The sequence below is a fragment of the Streptomyces sp. NPDC051243 genome (assembly GCF_044455405.1).
Lineage (GTDB): Bacteria > Actinomycetota > Actinomycetes > Streptomycetales > Streptomycetaceae > Streptomyces.
The window spans coordinates 58,989-75,313 of record NZ_JBITES010000001.1; the positions used below are offsets into that span (position 1 = coordinate 58,989).

14 protein-coding genes are annotated in these 16,325 nt (G+C 71.4%); 8 read left to right on the forward strand and 6 right to left on the reverse strand.

The annotated features are described in order from the left end of the window. Nucleotides 1-52: 52 nt before the first annotated feature. On the reverse strand, nt 53-430 hold the full coding sequence (locus ACIBAG_RS00225; RefSeq protein ID WP_128435748.1) for a toxin Doc: 378 nt from the start codon (nt 428-430) through the stop codon (nt 53-55). Between the two features lie 3 nt (nt 431-433). Continuing rightward, complete coding sequence (locus tag ACIBAG_RS00230; RefSeq protein ID WP_030845137.1) at nt 434-679, reverse strand: hypothetical protein; 246 nt, start codon at nt 677-679, stop codon at nt 434-436. A gap of 209 nt (nt 680-888) precedes the next feature. Between ACIBAG_RS00230 and sigJ the strand changes: the two genes are divergently transcribed. The 3 genes from sigJ (at nt 889) to ACIBAG_RS00245 (ending at nt 4,238) form a co-directional block, all read left to right on the forward strand. Further along, nucleotides 889-1,815, forward strand: a complete 927-nt coding sequence (sigJ, locus tag ACIBAG_RS00235; protein WP_399099211.1) for an RNA polymerase sigma factor SigJ — start codon at nt 889-891, stop codon at nt 1,813-1,815. Next, entirely contained in the window at nt 1,812-3,293 is a 1,482-nt protein-coding gene (locus ACIBAG_RS00240) for a cytochrome bc complex cytochrome b subunit (RefSeq protein WP_399099213.1), read from the forward strand. Before sigJ ends, ACIBAG_RS00240 begins: the two co-directional genes overlap by 4 nt. Before the next feature lie 162 nt (nt 3,294-3,455). Then, a complete protein-coding gene (locus tag ACIBAG_RS00245) occupies nt 3,456-4,238 on the forward strand; it encodes an acyl carrier protein (RefSeq protein WP_399099215.1) in 783 nt (260 codons plus the stop codon). Nucleotides 4,239-4,333: 95 nt separating this feature from the next. Here the strand turns inward: ACIBAG_RS00245 and ACIBAG_RS00250 are convergent, their stop codons facing one another. Beyond that, nucleotides 4,334-6,577: a glycoside hydrolase family 9 protein gene (locus ACIBAG_RS00250; RefSeq protein WP_399099217.1), complete on the reverse strand. Its 2,244-nt coding sequence runs from the start codon at nt 6,575-6,577 to the stop codon at nt 4,334-4,336. A gap of 545 nt (nt 6,578-7,122) precedes the next feature. On the opposite strand from ACIBAG_RS00250, the gene ACIBAG_RS00255 reads away from it, so the two are divergent. The 4 genes from ACIBAG_RS00255 to ACIBAG_RS00270 all read left to right on the forward strand — a co-directional run bounded on the left by ACIBAG_RS00255 (nt 7,123) and on the right by ACIBAG_RS00270 (nt 10,928). Further along, a complete protein-coding gene (locus ACIBAG_RS00255; protein WP_399099219.1) occupies nt 7,123-7,368 on the forward strand; it encodes a hypothetical protein in 246 nt (81 codons plus the stop codon). Between the two features lie 56 nt (nt 7,369-7,424). Then, nucleotides 7,425-7,586, forward strand: a complete 162-nt coding sequence (locus ACIBAG_RS00260; protein ID WP_399099221.1) for a hypothetical protein — start codon at nt 7,425-7,427, stop codon at nt 7,584-7,586. A 215-nt stretch (nt 7,587-7,801) separates the two neighbouring features. Next, nucleotides 7,802-10,189 (forward strand): SpoIIE family protein phosphatase, encoded by a 2,388-nt coding sequence (locus tag ACIBAG_RS00265; protein WP_399099223.1) that lies wholly within the window; start codon nt 7,802-7,804, stop codon nt 10,187-10,189. A gap of 58 nt (nt 10,190-10,247) precedes the next feature. Beyond that, nucleotides 10,248-10,928, forward strand: coding sequence for a DUF4232 domain-containing protein (locus ACIBAG_RS00270; RefSeq protein ID WP_399099225.1), 681 nt, complete (start codon nt 10,248-10,250; stop codon nt 10,926-10,928). 7 nt (nt 10,929-10,935) lie between these two features. Here the strand turns inward: ACIBAG_RS00270 and ACIBAG_RS00275 are convergent, their stop codons facing one another. After that, nucleotides 10,936-13,104, reverse strand: coding sequence for a ricin-type beta-trefoil lectin domain protein (locus tag ACIBAG_RS00275; protein WP_399099227.1), 2,169 nt, complete (start codon nt 13,102-13,104; stop codon nt 10,936-10,938). A gap of 345 nt (nt 13,105-13,449) precedes the next feature. Further along, the gene (locus ACIBAG_RS00280) at nt 13,450-14,451 is read right to left on the reverse strand and encodes a helix-turn-helix domain-containing protein (protein WP_399099229.1); all 1,002 of its coding nucleotides are present in this window, start codon (nt 14,449-14,451) and stop codon (nt 13,450-13,452) included. 63 nt (nt 14,452-14,514) lie between these two features. Here ACIBAG_RS00280 and ACIBAG_RS00285 point away from each other — a divergent pair, with 63 nt between their 5' ends. Next, complete coding sequence (locus ACIBAG_RS00285) at nt 14,515-15,336, forward strand: phytanoyl-CoA dioxygenase family protein (protein ID WP_399099231.1); 822 nt, start codon at nt 14,515-14,517, stop codon at nt 15,334-15,336. A 16-nt stretch (nt 15,337-15,352) separates the two neighbouring features. Here the strand turns inward: ACIBAG_RS00285 and ACIBAG_RS00290 are convergent, their stop codons facing one another. Then, the gene (locus tag ACIBAG_RS00290) at nt 15,353-16,321 is read right to left on the reverse strand and encodes an aldo/keto reductase (protein ID WP_399099233.1); all 969 of its coding nucleotides are present in this window, start codon (nt 16,319-16,321) and stop codon (nt 15,353-15,355) included. Nucleotides 16,322-16,325: the final 4 nt, after the last annotated feature.

Sequence of the window (16,325 nt, forward strand, 5' to 3'; positions counted from 1 at the left end):
CTCGGTCGGCGGCCCCGAGGGCGGGCGGAACGGGTCCGCCGGACGCCGGGACTCAGATCTGCCAGGAGCGCAGCCGGTCGGCCGCGCCGTACACGTCGACCTTCCCGGAGATCAGGTCGCGGGCGAGATCGACGAGGGCGCCGTAGGGCGGGTCGATGCCGACGCCACTGACGAACATGTAGGCCACCGCGGAGGCGCAGGCGAAGCGCGCGTTGGCCGAGGGAAGCGGCTTGAGCAGGGCGAGGGTGTGCAGCAGCGCGGCGGCCCGCCAGGCCGGGTCGGAGTCGACGCCCAGGCGGGGCGGATCCACGCGATGGCGGGCGACGGCGGCGACCAACGCGGAGAAGTCGTTGATCGTGGGCTGGTCCGGCAGGACCTCTTCGTGACGCTGGAGCAGCCAGGGCACGTCGATATGGATGACGGGTGCCATCGGTCAGGCGGCCCGTCCCTCGCCCTTGGCGGGCGGCTCGTCGTCGGGGAAGGCGGCCGCGAACTCGTCCGCGTGCGTCGCGAAGAACCGGCGGAACGCCTCGGCGCCCTCCTGCAGCGCCCGGTGCCGGGCTATGTCGGCCGCGGCCGCCTCCCGCACGAGCGCCTTCATCGACGTACCGCGCTCCTTGGCGATCTGCCGCAGGTCCTCTAGCTCGCGGTCGCTGAACTCCACGTTGAGAGCTGGCATGCCCTCACGGTACCGCTCGGGTACTTACCCGTAAATACCCGCAGGTCAAGTGTGATGTACGTCGGTACCGAGGGGGTGCCGAGCGCTCTGGCGAGCACGGTTCCGCTCGAACGACACCCCCGAGACGTAGGTCACATTCGACCGCGGGATGTCACACTCCGGCCTCAGCCGGGCCTCGCAGTAGTGAGCGCGCACTGGGAGGCCCCCGTATGTCCGACAGCCCCGTATCCGTCACCGACGAGGCGACCGGTGTCTTCGTCCGGCACCGTGAGCTGATGTTCGGCGTCGTCTACAACATGCTCGGCAGCGTCGCCGACACGGAAGACGTCCTGCAGGAGACCTGGCTGTCGTGGACGGCGCGCGGCGGGGGCTCGCCGCTGGACGGCATCGAGAACCCGCGGGCGTACCTCGTACGGATCGCGGTGAACCACGCGCTGGCGCGGCGGGCCGCCATCAGCCGCCGTCAGGAGACGTACGTCGGCCCGTGGCTGCCCGAGCCGCTGGTCGCGGACGGCGAGGGGGCCGGCGCCGACGACCCGGCCCTGCGCACCGAGTCCGTGTCGCTGGCGATGCTGGTCGTCCTGGAGTCGTTGACGCCGCTGGAGCGCGCGGTGTTCGTGCTGCACGAGGTGTTCGGGTACCCCCACACGGAGATCGCGGAGATCATCGACCGCAGCCCGGCGGCCGTACGGCAGCTGGCGCATCGCGCGCGGGAGCATGTGCATGCGCGGCGGCCGCTGTACGAGGCACATCCGCGGGTGCGGCGGGAGGCGACCGAGCGGTTCGTGCGGGCCGCGGTGGGCGGGGACATCGCCGCGCTGATGGAGGTCCTCGCGCCGGACGTCACGGTGTGGACGGACGCCGGCGGCAAGCGGAAGCCGGCGGCGCTGCGTCCCGTGCACGGCCGGGACAAGGCGCTCCGGTTCTTCGGGTCGTACGCGAAGAGGGGTGGTGGTGGCCACCTGGACCTGCGCTACCGGCGCGTCAACGGCGACGACGCGGCGGTGCTGTTCCAGGGCGATGAGCCGTACGCCGTACTGGTGCTGGACCTGACGCCGGACGGCGAGCGGGTGTCCGGCATCTACGTCGTGGCCAACCCGGACAAGCTCACGCACCTCCACCGGGAAGAGGCATGAGCACCCGGGAGCTGCCCGCGCCCGCCAGGGGCGAGCGCGTCGCGGACTGGTTCGACGGGCGGCTCGGCATCCACTCGCTGGGCCGGAAGTACCTGCGCAAGGTCTTCCCGGACCACTGGTCCTTCCTGCTCGGCGAGATCTGCCTGTACAGCTTCGTCGTGCTGATCCTGACCGGCGTGTACCTCACCTTCTTCTTCCACCCGTCGATGAACGAGGTGACGTACCACGGCAGTTACCTCCCGCTGAACGGCGTCCGCATGTCCGAGGCGTACGCCTCCACGCTCGACATCAGCTTCGACGTGCGGGGCGGGCTGCTGATGCGCCAGCTGCACCACTGGTCGGCGCTGGTCTTCGTCGCCGGGATGCTCACGCACATGATGCGGCACTTCTTCACGGGGTCGTTCCGCAAGCCCCGGGAGATAAACTGGCTGTTCGGCTGGACGCTGCTGTTCCTCGGCATGTTCGAGGGCCTGTTCGGCTATTCGCTGCCGGACGATCTGCTGTCGGGAACAGGCCTGCGGTTCGTGAACGGGGCCCTGCTGTCGGTTCCCATCGTGGGGACGTATCTCTCGATGTTCCTGTTCGGCGGGGAGTTCCCGGGCGACGACATCGTGGCCCGCTTCTACTCGCTGCACATCCTGGTGGTCCCCGGCATCATGGCGGCGCTGGTAGTCGCGCACATCCTGCTGGTCGTGCACCACAAGCACACCCAGTTCGCGGGCCCCGGACGCAGCGAGCGCAATGTCGTCGGCGCCCCGTTCATGCCGGTGTACCTGGCGAAGGCGGGCGGCTTCTTCTTCCTGGTCTTCGGCGCGCTCGCCGTGCTGGCGGCCGTGGTGACGATCAACCCGGTCTGGTCGTACGGCCCTTACCGCGCCGACCAGGTCTCCACCGGCGCCCAGCCCGACTGGTACCTGGGCTTCGCCGAGGGCCTGGTCAGGATCATGCCGGGCTGGGAGATCACGCTGTGGGGCCACACGCTGGTTCTCGGCGTGCTGATCCCGGTCGTGGTCTTCCCGCTCCTGCTGGTCTTCATCGGCGTGTATCCCTTCCTGGAGGCCCGGTTCACGGGCGACAAGCGTGAACACCACCTCCTCGACCGTCCCCGCAACCGCCCCGTCCGGACGGGAATCGGCGCGGCCTGGATCAGCCTCTATCTGATCCTCCTCGCGGGCGGCGGCAACGACATCCTGGCGACCCGCCTCCATCTGTCGATCAACACGGTGACCTGGGTGATACGCATCGCAACGCTGTTCGTCCCGGTGGCCGTGTTCGTCGTCACCCGCCGCGTCTGCCTGGGGCTGCAACTCCGGGACACAGAGCGCGTGTTGCACGGCCGAGAAACGGGCGTGATCAAGCGGCTTCCGCACGGAGAGTACGTCGAGGTGCACGAGCCGCTTAGCCAGGCCGAACTCCACACGCTCACCGCTCACGAGAGATCCGGCGAGTTCGTCGGGCACGTCGAGCGCGAACCATAGGGGAACCCGACGCGACAATCGGGCGAACGACATGTACCGGGGCCGTCTCGACCCCACCGCCCCTACAACTCCGGGTGCTGTCCCGCTGTCAGACCCCATACCGACACCAAAGGTGCTCCGGGGACGACAACAGCTCACACCACCGACGGAGTTATCGTGTACATGCGCTCAACGGCCGCCCGACCGACCGCCGTCGCCGCTCTCGCCCTGGCCGCCACCGCGGCCCTCGTGCAGCCCGCCCACGCCGCGGACGGCGACGACTACCAGGTGACCCTCACCAGCAGCACCGCCACCACCGACTACGCGAACCGCACGGTCGACCTGACCGGCACCCTCACCCGCGCCGACGGCACCCCCGTCGCCGACGCACCGGTCCGGCTCGAGGCATCGGTGCTGTTCGACACCTGGAACCCGTGGGGAGATCCCATCGACCCGACCGAGTGGGAGACCCGCGACCTGGGCACCGTCCACACGGACGACGAGGGGCACTTCACCCTGGAGGACGTCCCCGCGGACCGCGTGGACGACCAGCCCAGCCCGTACCTGTTCCCGCGCCACCGGGTGATGTTCCGGGCCGTCTACGACACCGACCCCACCGACTTCCACATGGCCTTCGCCGACACCACGGTCAAGGTGGAGCCGGTCACCAGCGCCATCACCTACCGCGTCAACAAGACCAAGGTGCGCGTCGGCGACACCCTCGTCGTCAAGGGCAGAATCGCCTGGCCGGCCGGGCACGGCCCGATCGCGGGCACCCGGGTGTTCCTGCGGACGTACTTCGAGAGCGCCTACAACGCGCAGACCACCACCGACGCGCGCGGCGACTTCACCGTCCGCGCCAAGATCCGGAACTACGACAACGAGTTCGTGATCTTCTCCGCGCCCAAGGACTACTACATAGCCGGCGCGAGCAAGGACCTGCCGGTCAAGAACGTCACGTCGTAGTCCAGGATCCCGGCACCTGGGGGCCCGCCGCCGCACCCGTCGGCAGCGGGCCTCCTGTCTCTGTTCAGCTCTTCTCGGCTCTGCTCAGCCGGCCGTCATCCCTGGCCGGCCACGAAGGAGGCCATCCGGGTCAGGGCGGAGTTCCAGTTGATGGTGTGCTCGTTCGTCGACCAGGACTGGATGTCGTCGATATAGCAGAACTGACCGACACAGCCCTGGAGTTTGCTCTGTGCGTAGGGGTCCTGGATGCTCGAGTTCGGCCCGCCGGCGAGCGTGCCGACCGGCGGGTTCGGCTGGCTCGGGTCGAGCTGGTGGGCGTACCAGCGGGCGTGCTGGTTGCGGGAGTTGACCTCGCCGTAGCCGGTCACGTACGAGATGTTCAGCGCGTTGCGGCCGAAGAGGTAGTCCATGCTCTGCACGGCCGCGTCACGGTACTTCGAGGCGCCCGTGATGTCGTACGCGGTGGCGATGACCACGGCGTTGTGCAGGATCTGGTGGTTGGAGCCCCAGTCGTAGAGGTTGTCCTCGGGGGCGTACGGCATCCCGTACGCCTGCGTCCTCAGTGTGGCCAGGTAGCGGTCCGCGCCCTTGATCACGGACTGGCGCACCTTGTCCCGGCCGGGCAGCCTGCTCGGCACCGTCGCGAGGTCCAGCCGGGCCGCGGCGGCGGTCCTGGCCCAGTCGTAGCCGAGCGGTCCGAAGATGTCGGCCGTGTGGACCGGGGAGCCCAGGACGTGGTCCGCGAACTCCTTCTCACCCGTGCTGAGATACAGCTCGGCCGCGGCCCAGTAGAAGTCGTCGGTGACGTTGTTGTCGGCGTAGGCGCCGCCGCCGATGCCGTCGCTCTCGGAGGCGTACCGGTCGGGGTGCGCGAGCGCCGCCGACCAGGCCTTGCGTGCGGCCGCCAGCGCCTTCGCCGCGAACTGCCTGTCGTACGGCTTGTACAGTCGCGCCGCCTGCGCGGCCGTCGCCGCCAGGTTCAGGGTCGCGGCGGTGGACGGCGGGTGCAGTTCGCGCTTCTGCGGATCGTCGTGCGGCATCAGCGGCAGGCCCGTCCACTGCTCGTCGTGGATCTTGTGGTGGGCCATGCCGGCCAGCGGCTGTCCCGCGGGCACCTGCATCTTCAGCAGGAACTCCAGCTCCCAGCGGACCTCGTCCAGGATGTCGGGCACCTTGTTGCCGCTCTCCGGGATGGCGAGCGTGCCGTCGCCGAGTTTCTCCGGTTGCCCGGTGCGGGCGAGCCGTTCGCGTTCGTAGGTGCTCAGCAGCTCCCACACGGAGATGCCGCCGTTGACGACGTACTTGCCGTGGTCGCCGGCGTCGTACCAGCCGCCGGTGACGTCGAGCTTGTAGTCGCACACGCCCGGCTGGCAGGGCACGGCACCGTCGCCCTGGTTGGGTGCCACGTCGACGTGTCCGGCGGGGCGGGCGTAGCCCGGGCGCAGGTCGTCGCGGATCGGGATGCCGCTGCGCTGTGTGTAGTAGTACTTCACGGCGTCCAGGCGCAGGCGCTCGTAGGCGGCCGTGCCGATGTCGAAGGGGCGGCTGGCCTCCCCGTCGGCGACCAGTGTGAGGTCCTTGCCCTGCTTGCGGTAGGCGCCGAAGTCGATGGAGTGGACGTTCTGCGCGGAGGAGGCGTCGGTGCCGCGCGGCAGCGTCCAGCCCCGCGCGACCACGGCACCGTCAGCGCTCTTCAGCTGCCAGGGCAGCCTCGCGGTGGCATCCGTGACCAGCGTGGCGTTCTTCGGTCCGGCGGGCAGGTAGGCGACCTGGTTCACCCGCACCCGTGGCCCGGTGTCGGGTTCGTACACCTCGGGTGGCACGCCGCCCAGCAGGGAGGCGTTGTCCATGCAGAAGCGCCACGGGTCGGCGCTGCCGCCGAGCTGGAAGGCGACCTGGGCCTGCGGGGTGTCGACGGGTGAGGTGAAGGTGTACGCGTACGAGTTCCCGGAGACGCTCAGCTCCGGCGTCACCTCGAAGTAAGTGTCGTACGGGGCCGCCGACAGGCCGACGATCGCCCGCACGACATGCCCCGCGGGCGTGCCGTCGGCGGTGAAGGAGAAGCGGTACGACTCCCCCTTCACCAGCGTGATGTCGTTCTGGCCGACGGCGGCGTCCCAGCGGTTGGCGGTGCCGCCGGGGACGTCGGCGCAGAGCTGCCCTTCGGACAGACCCGCGGTGACGTTGGTGGTCGCCCACCACGGCTCGGTCGTGGTGTCGAACGTCCCGTTCTTGAGCTGCTCGACCTCCTCGGCGCCGGCCGGTCCGGCCGGGAGGGCGGTGAGTCCGGCCACCAGCAGGGCCGTCAGGGACAACAGGATGGTTCTGCGTCGTTTCACGTCTGGGCTCCTCGGGAGAGGTGCGGGTGACGCTCGCGGTGGGAGCGCTCCCAGGCGGACGCAGCCATGCTTGTCGGCGACATGACACCCCGTCAACGGTCCGGACGTAACGCATCGCTGGGATTGCCGCGATGGGTCGTCCTTTGTCGCGTCCGGACCGTGACGCGGGCCAGGTGGTCGGTAGCTCCAGCTTGCTGACCCGCTCCACGTTCGCGCCCTCTACCGGCACGTACTGTCGACCGTCCCACACCTCGGCCACGACCGCTGCGGGCAGGCTGCGCCCGGCGTCCACGGTGAAGGACACCTCCACCCGGTCGAAGGTCCGGGTACGCCCCAGGTCCACCGAGACCCAGTCCTCGGAGCGGGCTCCGTCGAAGGCGGGCAGCAGGGCCGTGGCCGCCTCGAGGAAGCCGTGGGACCAGCCGGTGGCCGGGTCGCCGTCGAGCATGGCGGCCGGGAACGTGTCCGGCCGTCCGGAGTAACCGGCGTCCGCGTACGGGTAGTTCGGGGGCACGGGGTGATCGGGCTCGAACACCGCGGCCGGGGTGAGCGCCGCCGGCCTCGCGGGAGTCGTCCGCACGCTCACGCTGCCGGGCTGCAGGCCCCCGGCCCGTGCGGTCACCTTCAGGGAGCCCGCCTCGGTGCCGGACCGCACGACCGCCAGCGCCTTGCCGCAGAAGGCCGTACGCGTGCTCGCCAGCGCCTTGCCACAGAAGGCCGTACGCGTGCTCGCCAGCTGGCGCTCGGCACTCTCCTCACGCCCGCTGTCGAGCCCGGCGACGACGAAGTAGCCGGTGCCGCTGGTGGTGCCGTGCTCGGTGGTCGGGGCGAACTCGATGGACCAGTCGTGCGGCACCGCGACCTCGCGCCAGCCCGAGTCGTCGTGGCCGGGCTCGGCGGCACCGCGGCCGGCCCCCGCATCCGCGGCCTCGGCGAGTTCCGCCGCCTGTGCGGTGGGCGTGCTCAGCAGCGCTCCGGCCGCCGGGGCGGCCGTGGCGGCGGGGAGTGACGATCGTCGAGCGACTGTCATGGCGGCTCTCCCTCATCAGGGCCCAGAAGCACTCACAACCAATCGCGAACAAACAGATTCTGACGGGGTGACACGCGAAGCAGTCAAGGGTGCACCAAGAGGGATCCGCTCCGTGCGAGGCGCCGAAGCACTAGGCTGGAGCCCAAGTCACACGCTTGATCACCGTGGGTGTACGCGATGGAGTGGCGGCGACCATGAGCCCGGAGTACCCGTTCGACGAGGCCGCGACGGCCCGGGCGGTCATCGACGACAGCGGCGTGCTCATCGAGTGGAACGCCGGGGCGGAGCGATTGCTGGGCCATCCGGCAGCCGAGGTCCTGGGGCGCCCCGCCGTGGATCTGCTGGCCGACGGGGAGCACGACTTTGCCGGAGCGCCCGAGGGGGAGCGCTGGGACGGCATCCTCACCCTGCGCCACCGTGACGGCGGCGAGGTGGCCGTGTGGCTGCTCGCCCACCGGGTACGGACGACGCCGGACGCCGGGCAGGATCGCTGGCTCGTGGTCACGCCGATCGAGGGCGACGGCCCACGGCTGCCCGGCGATCCGCTGGACAACGTCGGGCTCCTGGAATCCCCGTGCGCCATCGCCATCTACGACGAGCGGCTGCGGCTGCGCAGGATCAACTCCGTCATGGCCGAGGTCCTCCGCCTCTCCGAGGAGCACGTACGAGGACTGCGGGCGCCCGAACTGACCGGCAAGGCCCAGAGCTACGACATCGAGCGGCAGCTCCTGCGCGTGCTCACCACCGGCCGGGGCACCGACGTACGGACGTACGTCCCCGTCGGCGGGGACCGGACGTACGCCTGGCTGGCGCGCATGGCCCCGATCACCGACGCCAAGGGGCGGGTGCGCGGTGTGTCCGTCGCCGCGCACGACTTCACCGAGCAGTACCTGGCGCAGGAGCGGCTGCAGTTGGTGAACGAGGCCAGCGTGCGCATCGGCACCACCCTGGACGTCTCCCGCACGGCCCAGGAACTGGCCGATGTCTGTGTCCCCGCCCTCGCCGACTTCGTGAGCGTCGACCTGCTGGACCCTCCGGAGCACGGCGGTGAGCTGCCCACCGGCAGACTGACGGCCCCGGTCACCCTGCGCCGGGCCGCCCACCGGTCCGTCAACAGCGGGACCCCCGAGGCCGTGGTCAAGCCGGGGAACGTGGACGTGTATCCGGCTCCGTCGCCGCAGGCCGACGCGCTGTTGGCGGGACACGCCATCGTGGCCTCGACGTCGACCGGCGACCTCGGCCAGTGGCTCTCCTGGGACCCGGCGCGCGCCGAGCGGATCCAGGCGTACGGCGTCCACACCACCATGTCCGTGCCCGTCCAGGCCCGCGGCACCACGCTCGGTGTCGCCGTGCTCACCCGGTTCAGCAACCCCGAGCCGTTCACGCCCGACGACGTGCTGCTGGCCGAGGAGATCACCGCACGGGCGGCCGTCTGCATCGACAACGCCCGTCGCTACTCCCGCGAACGCGAGACGGCCCTCGCCCTCCAGCGCAGTCTGCTCCCCCGGTCCCTGCCGCGCACCGCCGCGCTGGAGGCGGCGTCCCGCTATCTCCCGGCGGCGCGGTCCGGGGTGGGCGGCGACTGGTTCGACGTGATCCCGCTGTCCGGGCTGAGGGTCGCCATGGTCGTCGGGGACGTCGTCGGGCACGGCATCCAGGCCTCGGCCACCATGGGCCGGCTGCGCACCGCCGTACGTACCCTCGCCGACATCGATCTCGCGCCCGACGAGCTGCTGACCCACCTCGACGACCTGGTCGTCCGCCTCTCCGAGGAGACGGGCAGCGAGGACAGCCCCGGCGAGGTCGGCGCCACGTGTCTGTACGCGGTGTACGACCCGGTCTCCCGGCGCTGCACGCTGGCCCGGGCCGGGCACCCCTCGCCGGTGGTGTTCCCGCCGGGCGGCGAGCCGCGGGAGGTCGAACTGCCCGCCGGGCCGCCGCTGGGCCTGGGCGGGCTGCCGTTCGAGTCCGCCGAGATCGAACTGCGCGAGGGCACGGTGCTCTCCTTCTACACCGACGGCCTCATCGAGACACGTGAACGCGACGTCGACGCCAGCCACGCGCTCCTGTGCGAGGCGCTGACGGCCCGTTCCGACTCGCTGGACGAGACCTGCGACCACGTCCTGCGCGCCCTGCTCCCGCCGGGCGGCGCCGCCGACGACGTGGCGCTGCTGCTGGCCCGCACCCAGGGCCTGCCCGCCTCCCGGGTCGCGACCTGGGACATCCCGGCGGACCCGGCGCTCGTCGCGCCCATCCGCAAGCAGGTCGTCGAGCAGCTCGGGTCCTGGAACCTGAGCGAGGCGTCGTTCACGGCCGAGCTGGTGGTGAGCGAGCTGGTCACCAACGCCATCCGCTACGGCATCCATCCCATCCGGCTCCGGCTGATCCACGACGCGGCCACGCTGATCTGCGAGGTCTCCGACAACAGCCACACGGCACCGCATCTGCGCCGCGCCAAGACCTTCGACGAGGGCGGGCGCGGACTGCTGCTGGTCGCCCAGCTCACCCAGCGCTGGGGCAGTCGGCACACCGGGGACGGCAAGACCATCTGGGCGGAGATCGGGCTCGTCGACGAGGGGTGAGCCGAGCGCCGGGTCCTCGGGTGAGTACTCGGCGGGAAAACGGGGAGTCGTCACAGACATGGGACGCACACGGGCATTCCACTCCGCGCACCGAGTACAGCGGGTCCGCAGGGCGACTCCCCTGGTGAGCGCCGTCGCGTTGCTGAGCCTGGCCGCGGCGTGCGGCAGCGGCGCCGAAGCCGGCGGTGCCGTGCGGACACCGGGCGGCACGAGCAGCGGCACGGCAACGGTCGGTACGGGGAGTCCCGCGACCGAGCCGGGTACGACCGGACCGGGCACCGCCGACACCGGCAGTCCCGTGACCCAGTCGGCCGCCGCGGCCCCGCGCTGCCACACCTCCGAGCTGAGCGCGAGGATCGGCCGTCCCAGTCCCGGGGCGGGGCAGCGGAACTTCCCGATCGTGCTGACCAACACGACCGACCGCACCTGCAGCGTGCGCGGCTACCCCGGTGCCGCCTTCGTCGACGCGTCCGGCAGGCAGCTCGGTCCGGACCCGAAGCGCTCCCCCGACACACCGACGACGGTGTCGCTGGCCCCGGGCCGGAGCGCATGGGCCGGGCTGACCTACGCCAGCCCGGAGATCAGCGGGGCCCGTACGGCCGTGCCGGAGGCGCTGCTCGTGACGCCGCCCGACGAGCGGGACCCGCTCAAGGTGGCCTGGACGGCCGGCGAGGTGCCCGTCGCCGGGAACGAGTCCTCGGTGTTCCTGACGGTGCTCCAGCCCGGCACGGGCGGCTGATCCCCGGTCAGCGGCGACCGCCACCGCCGTAGCCGCCGCCGTACCCGCCGTACCCGCCGTACCCGCCGGAACCCCCGTAACCGCCGCCGGTCCAGCCGTACTGGCCGTCCCCGTCCCAGGAGCAGTCGTACGGGTAGGAGGAGCACACCTCGGTCGGGGACGGGCTCGTGGATGTCGGCTGGGCGGGCGACGGGGTCGCGGACGGGGTCGGGGCCTGCGAGGACTTCGGGGTGGGGGTCGGCGTCGGCGCCGGTGTGCTCGGCGTGGCGTCCGTGAGCTCCTCGGCCCAGTTGACCACCTCCATCTGCAGCTCCGTCCGCGATGTGTCGAACACCCAGTGCTGCGCGTCGCCGTCGTCGTCGCGGGTCTTGAGGACCAGGGCGCCCGAGCCGTCGGTGGCGGCGGGACTGAGTGCCAGGTCCTGGTCGAAGCGTGGCACCAGGGTGCCCTGGAGGGTGAAGTCGTAGCGGACGTTCCTGCTCTCGGAATCGGAGGCGCCCTTGCACGGGGCCAGCCGGACCGAGTAGCCGAGGTGCGAGTCGAGGCAGAGGCCGGGGTCGGCGCCGCTGCGCATCAGCCCGTCGGTCTCGTACGACCACTGCTGGTCGGGCGCCGTGGAGCACTTGGTGAGCCCGGTCTCCGCGTTCTCCTCGGCCTTCCCGCCGACGATGCCGACGCACAGCCCGGACCCGATGTTGTGCAGCCGGCCCCGCAGATCGCCCTTCGCGGCCTCGGCCGCGCCCGCCCAGGACGGATTGCTCGTGGTGGAGCCCGCGTCGGCGTCGGGCGTCTCGGTGGGGCGGTCTCCCGCGGCCGGGGCGGGGTCGTCTCCGGAACCGACCGCGGCCCAGACGACGAGCGGGAGGACGACCAGGGCGCTGACGGTGGCGACGGCCGCGGTGAGGCTGCGGCGCCGTGCGGCACGGCGGGCGGCCTTGAGGGCCGAGCGGCCGGAACAGGTGCGGGTGGTCTCGCCGGTGGGGGCCGCGGAAGCGGATGCGGGGGCGGTGCGCGTGGCGGCCCGGCGGGCGGCCCGGCGTGAGCTTCGGGGGCCGGGCTCCGCGGGTGAGGAGGCCGGGGCCGCCGCGGTGAAGGACTCGCCCGTGGTGACGGCCGTTCCTGCCGCGGGGGCGAAGGGCTCACCTCCGGGGGCGAAGGCCTCGGCGGCGAGAGGCGGCGTCGACGGCGGCGGAGGGACCGGGGCCGGCCCCGCTCCCGAGGCGACCTCTCCGGCAGGGGCCGGGGTGTCTCCCGCAGGGGCAGAGGCGTCCCCGTCGGCGAAGAAGGACTCGCCCGCGATCTGCGGCGCCGGCGTCGGCGGTTGCACCTCCGCCGGCGTGTCGGCCTTTCTCGTTCTCGACTCCAGATAGGCAGCCGCGCCCCAGCCGAGCACCGCCTCGGCCAGCGCGACACCGAGCCCCGCGTTGAAGAAGTTCAGCTGCTCGGCGGCGTCGCTGCAGTGCGCGCAGCGGTTCAGGTGCTCGCGCAGGTCGGGGTCGATGTCGACGCCGCCGCGCCGGTAGGTGACGTCCAGCATCCGCAGATAGCGCCGGCACTCCTGCTCGGGGGCGAGTTCGCGGTGGACCTGGAGGCACTCCTCGCGCAACCGCTCGCAGGCCCGGCCCAGTTCGACCCGGGCACACTCCTCGTCCAGGCCGAGGAGACCGGCCGGTACGGCCAGCGGCTCGGCCTCGACCTCGGTGTGCCACAGCAGACAGCGGGCCGACTGGGGAAGCCGCTGGAAGGCCCCGGTCAGCAGTCGGCGTTCGGCGGGCGGCAGGAGCCGGGCGGCGGCCCGCTCCGCGCCGTCCGACTCGGAGCGCAGTTCGGGGTGGAGCAGTTCGCGGTTGCGGTCGTTGTCCCACTCGGCCGCGATACGCCGCACGGTGACGAGCAGTTGGGGGCGCCACGCGGCCGTCGGTCCGGTCTGCCGCAGCGTTTCGCCGAAAAGGCGGGTGAATGCCGCGGTGGTGAGCATTCCCGCGGAACGGGCGTCCACGGTGCACAGACGCGCGTAGGCGAAGCCCGCTTCCCAGTGCCGGTCGAGGAGTTCACCAACCGGGTGGAGCGCCGGTGTCGCCCCTGTCCACCTCTTGAGTTCGGCGCTCAGTTGAGCGTCCGTCACTTCAAAGAGACGGGCGTTCTGGGGGGAATTCGACAGGCCAGCGTCATGCACGACGGCATTCCTCCGGAGGGCATGCGGCAATGAAGGTCCATACCAAGGGGTATGCTCCGCGCGTAGCTCTTGTGAAGCGTGGGGTGTGAGGGAGCGAAGCACACCTTTGCACAGGTCAGGGACAGGGAACAAGCCATTCCGGGGTTTTGCGCATTACGTGCTCGACGCTCTCCATTTGACGATCGGTCAATAGCCGGTCGCGCTCATTGCACGGTATCCGCGCAGCAATGGGAAATGGTATTCACCGAGTGGCGCCACAGCGCCCATCCAAACCATTGACGGTCCGCACTCCCGGCTTTTCGCCTGGTCATACGCACGCCCCGGCCTTCACCGGACCTTCACAGGTCACTCGCCAACCATTGAACCGGCCGCCCGGTACGCGCCGGGCGGCATCCCGTACCGTTCCCGGAACACCCGGTTGAAGTGAAACGGGCTGACGAACCCCGAGGCGGCGGCCACTCGTTCCACGGACAGGTCGCTGCTCTCCAGCAGCCGCGCTGCGTGCCGCAGACGTGCCTCGCGCAGCGCGCGCATCGGTGACTGCCCGGTCTGCCGGGTGAAGAGGTGCGCGAACCGGGAGGGCGAGAGCGCGACATGGCCGGCGAGCGAGCGAACGGTGTGCGGGGCGGCCGGGTCGGCGGCGATCAGCGCCTGCGCGCGGCGCACCCGCGGGTCGACACCCGGGTGGGGGCGCGGCGCCCGCGCGGTGCCGGCGGTGACCAGGACGACCTCCTCCAGTGAGCACAGGGCGAGTTCGCGGGCCGCGGTGCCGTGCGCCACGGCGACGGGCGCGTCCCCCGGCACCACGGCGACCGGCACATCCGCGGACCCCGCGGCGACCGGCACATCTGCCGACGGCACGGCGCCCGGCCGGTCCCCAGGCGCCACGTCCGGCGGCGCCTCCGTCCCCGTCCACCGGGCGTCGGCGAGCATCCGGCGGAAGGCCGCCTCGACGCGGCCGTGCACCGCGGCCGGCGTCGGCGTGACGACGTACATCCCCTCGCCGGTGTCGTACGGAAGGAGCCAGGGCCGCCAGGACGGGCGGGCCTGGCAGTGCGCCCACCAGAACTCCCAGTGTCGTGCCCCCGGTTCGACCCCGTAGCGGTGGGGTACGCCGGGCGCGAGCACCACCAGGTCCCCGGCCCCGGCCCGCGCCTCGGCGCCCCCGTGCCGCAGCCGGCCCTGCCCGCCGGTCGTCCAGGTGAACAGCCAGCTGTCGGCCCCGCGCGGCCGGTTGATCCCGTACCCGGCCGGCTGGTCGAAGCACCCGACCACCACCAGGCCCGGCGGCGGGGCGGGGTCGCCGGGCGCGGCAGTCTCGGGCAATCCGTCAGCGCTCACGGTCATCCTCCTGGGGTGTCTGTCGGCCTAGCGTGACAGGGCGATGGCACCTGACCGAGGAGTGGACACATGACCGTCATGGACAACGGCGGCCCCGGCGCCCCCATCCTGCCCGAGGCCGGTCTCCGCGGTTTCCGCGAGGACGGCTTCACCGTCGTACGCGGGCTGTTCGGGTACGACGAGATCGACCGGCTCCGTGACCGGTTCGCGGCACTGCACGCGGCCGGTCCGGTGCCGGGGCACTTCGAGCCGCGTCCGTCGGACGGCGATCCGCTGAACACCTACCCGAGGGTGATGCAACCGCACGAGATCGACGACCTGGCCCTGCGCGTGCTGCTCGATCCGCGGCTGCGCGGCGTGCTGGAGGTGCTGCTCGGGGAGGAGGTGCTGGCGGCGCAGAGCATGTTCTACTTCAAGCCGCCGGGGGCCCGGGGGCAGGCGCTGCACCAGGACAACTTCTATCTGCGGGTCGAGCCGGGCACGTGTGTGGCGGCGTGGATCGCCTGCGATGTGATCGACCGGGACAACGGGGGGCTCGAAGTCGTCCCCGGCACACATGAGATGGAGCTGTTCTGCCCGGAGCTTGCGGACTCGGACGTGTCCTTCGCCCGGGAGTACGTCGCGCCGCCTGCGGGGCTGGCCGCCGTTCCCGTGGACATGGAGCCGGGGGATGTCCTGTTCTTCAACGGGAGTCTGGTGCACGGGTCGCAGCCGAACCGTACGGAGGATCGTTTTCGCCGGTCGTTCATCGGTCACTATGTGGGGCGTTCGGCCGAGCGGATCGGCCGCTATTACCGCACGCTGTCCATGAGCGGCGACCGCGTCGCCCTGCCGGAGAGCGAGGGCGCGGGCCCGTGCGGCACGGAGTTCGAACAGCACGGACCCCACTGAGCCTCGGCGGATCCGATCAGTGCCCGATGATCGGATGCGGCGCGTACGGCTGCTGGAGCTCCTCCAACTCCTTCTCGGTGAGCCGCAGTTCCACCGCCGCCACCGCGTCCTCGATGTGATGCTGCTTGGCGGCACCGATGATCGGGGCCGCCACCGTGTCCTGGTGCAGCAGCCAGGCAAGGGCGACCTGGGCGCGCGGAACCCCGCGTTCGTCGGCCACTCGCGTGACCGCGTCGACGACGACGCGGTCGCTGTCGACGTACAGCCGGCTGCCGAAGTTGTCGCCCGCGCTGCGTTCGGTGACCGTGCCCCAGTCCCGGGTGAGCCGGCCACGCGCCAGCGGGCTCCAGGGGAGCACGCCGACACCCTGGTCCGCGCAGAGCGGCAGCATCTCGCGCTCTTCCTCGCGGTAGAGGAGGTTGTAGTAGTTCTGCATCGAGACGAACTTGGTCCAGCCGTGCCGCTCGGCCGTGTACTGCATCTTGGAGAACTGCCAGGCGTACATCGAACTCGCCCCGATGTAGCGCACCTTGCCCGCCTTGACCAGGTCGTGCAGGGCCTCCATCGTCTCCTCGACCGGGGTGTGCGGGTCGAAGCGGTGGATCTGGTACAGGTCGACGTAGTCGGTGCCGAGGCGGGCGAGGCTGTGGTCGATCTCCGTCATGATGGCCTTGCGGGAGAGGCCGGCGCCGTTGGGGCCGGGCCGCATCCGGCCGTTCACCTTCGTCGCGAGCACGATGTCGTCGCGGCGGGCGAAGTCGCGCAGCGCCTTGCCGACGATCTCCTCGCTGGTGCCGTCGGAGTAGACGTTGGCCGTGTCGAAGAAGTTGATCCCGGCGTCCAGCGCCTGCCGGATCAACGGCCGCGACGCCTCCTCGTCGAGGGTCCACTCGTGTACGCCGCGGTCGGGGAGCCCGTAGGTCATGCATCCCAGACAGATCCGCGACACGTCCAGGCCCGTCGAACCGAGCTTCACGTACTGCATCGTT

Bases quoted from the DNA above. Each gene is read 5' to 3' on its own strand.
- ACIBAG_RS00225 (WP_128435748.1), bottom strand. From the start codon at position 430: ATGGCACCCGTCATCCATATCGACGTGCCCTGGCTGCTCCAGCGTCAC.
- ACIBAG_RS00230 (WP_030845137.1), bottom strand. From the start codon at position 679: ATGCCAGCTCTCAACGTGGAGTTCAGCGACCGCGAGCTAGAGGACCTG.
- sigJ (WP_399099211.1), top strand. From the start codon at position 889: ATGTCCGACAGCCCCGTATCCGTCACCGACGAGGCGACCGGTGTCTTC.
- ACIBAG_RS00240 (WP_399099213.1), top strand. From the start codon at position 1,812: ATGAGCACCCGGGAGCTGCCCGCGCCCGCCAGGGGCGAGCGCGTCGCG.
- ACIBAG_RS00245 (WP_399099215.1), top strand. From the start codon at position 3,456: ATGCGCTCAACGGCCGCCCGACCGACCGCCGTCGCCGCTCTCGCCCTG.
- ACIBAG_RS00265 (WP_399099223.1), top strand. From the start codon at position 7,802: ATGAGCCCGGAGTACCCGTTCGACGAGGCCGCGACGGCCCGGGCGGTC.
- ACIBAG_RS00270 (WP_399099225.1), top strand. From the start codon at position 10,248: ATGGGACGCACACGGGCATTCCACTCCGCGCACCGAGTACAGCGGGTC.
- ACIBAG_RS00280 (WP_399099229.1), bottom strand. From the start codon at position 14,451: ATGACCGTGAGCGCTGACGGATTGCCCGAGACTGCCGCGCCCGGCGAC.
- ACIBAG_RS00285 (WP_399099231.1), top strand. From the start codon at position 14,515: ATGACCGTCATGGACAACGGCGGCCCCGGCGCCCCCATCCTGCCCGAG.
- ACIBAG_RS00290 (WP_399099233.1), bottom strand. From the start codon at position 16,321: ATGCAGTACGTGAAGCTCGGTTCGACGGGCCTGGACGTGTCGCGGATC.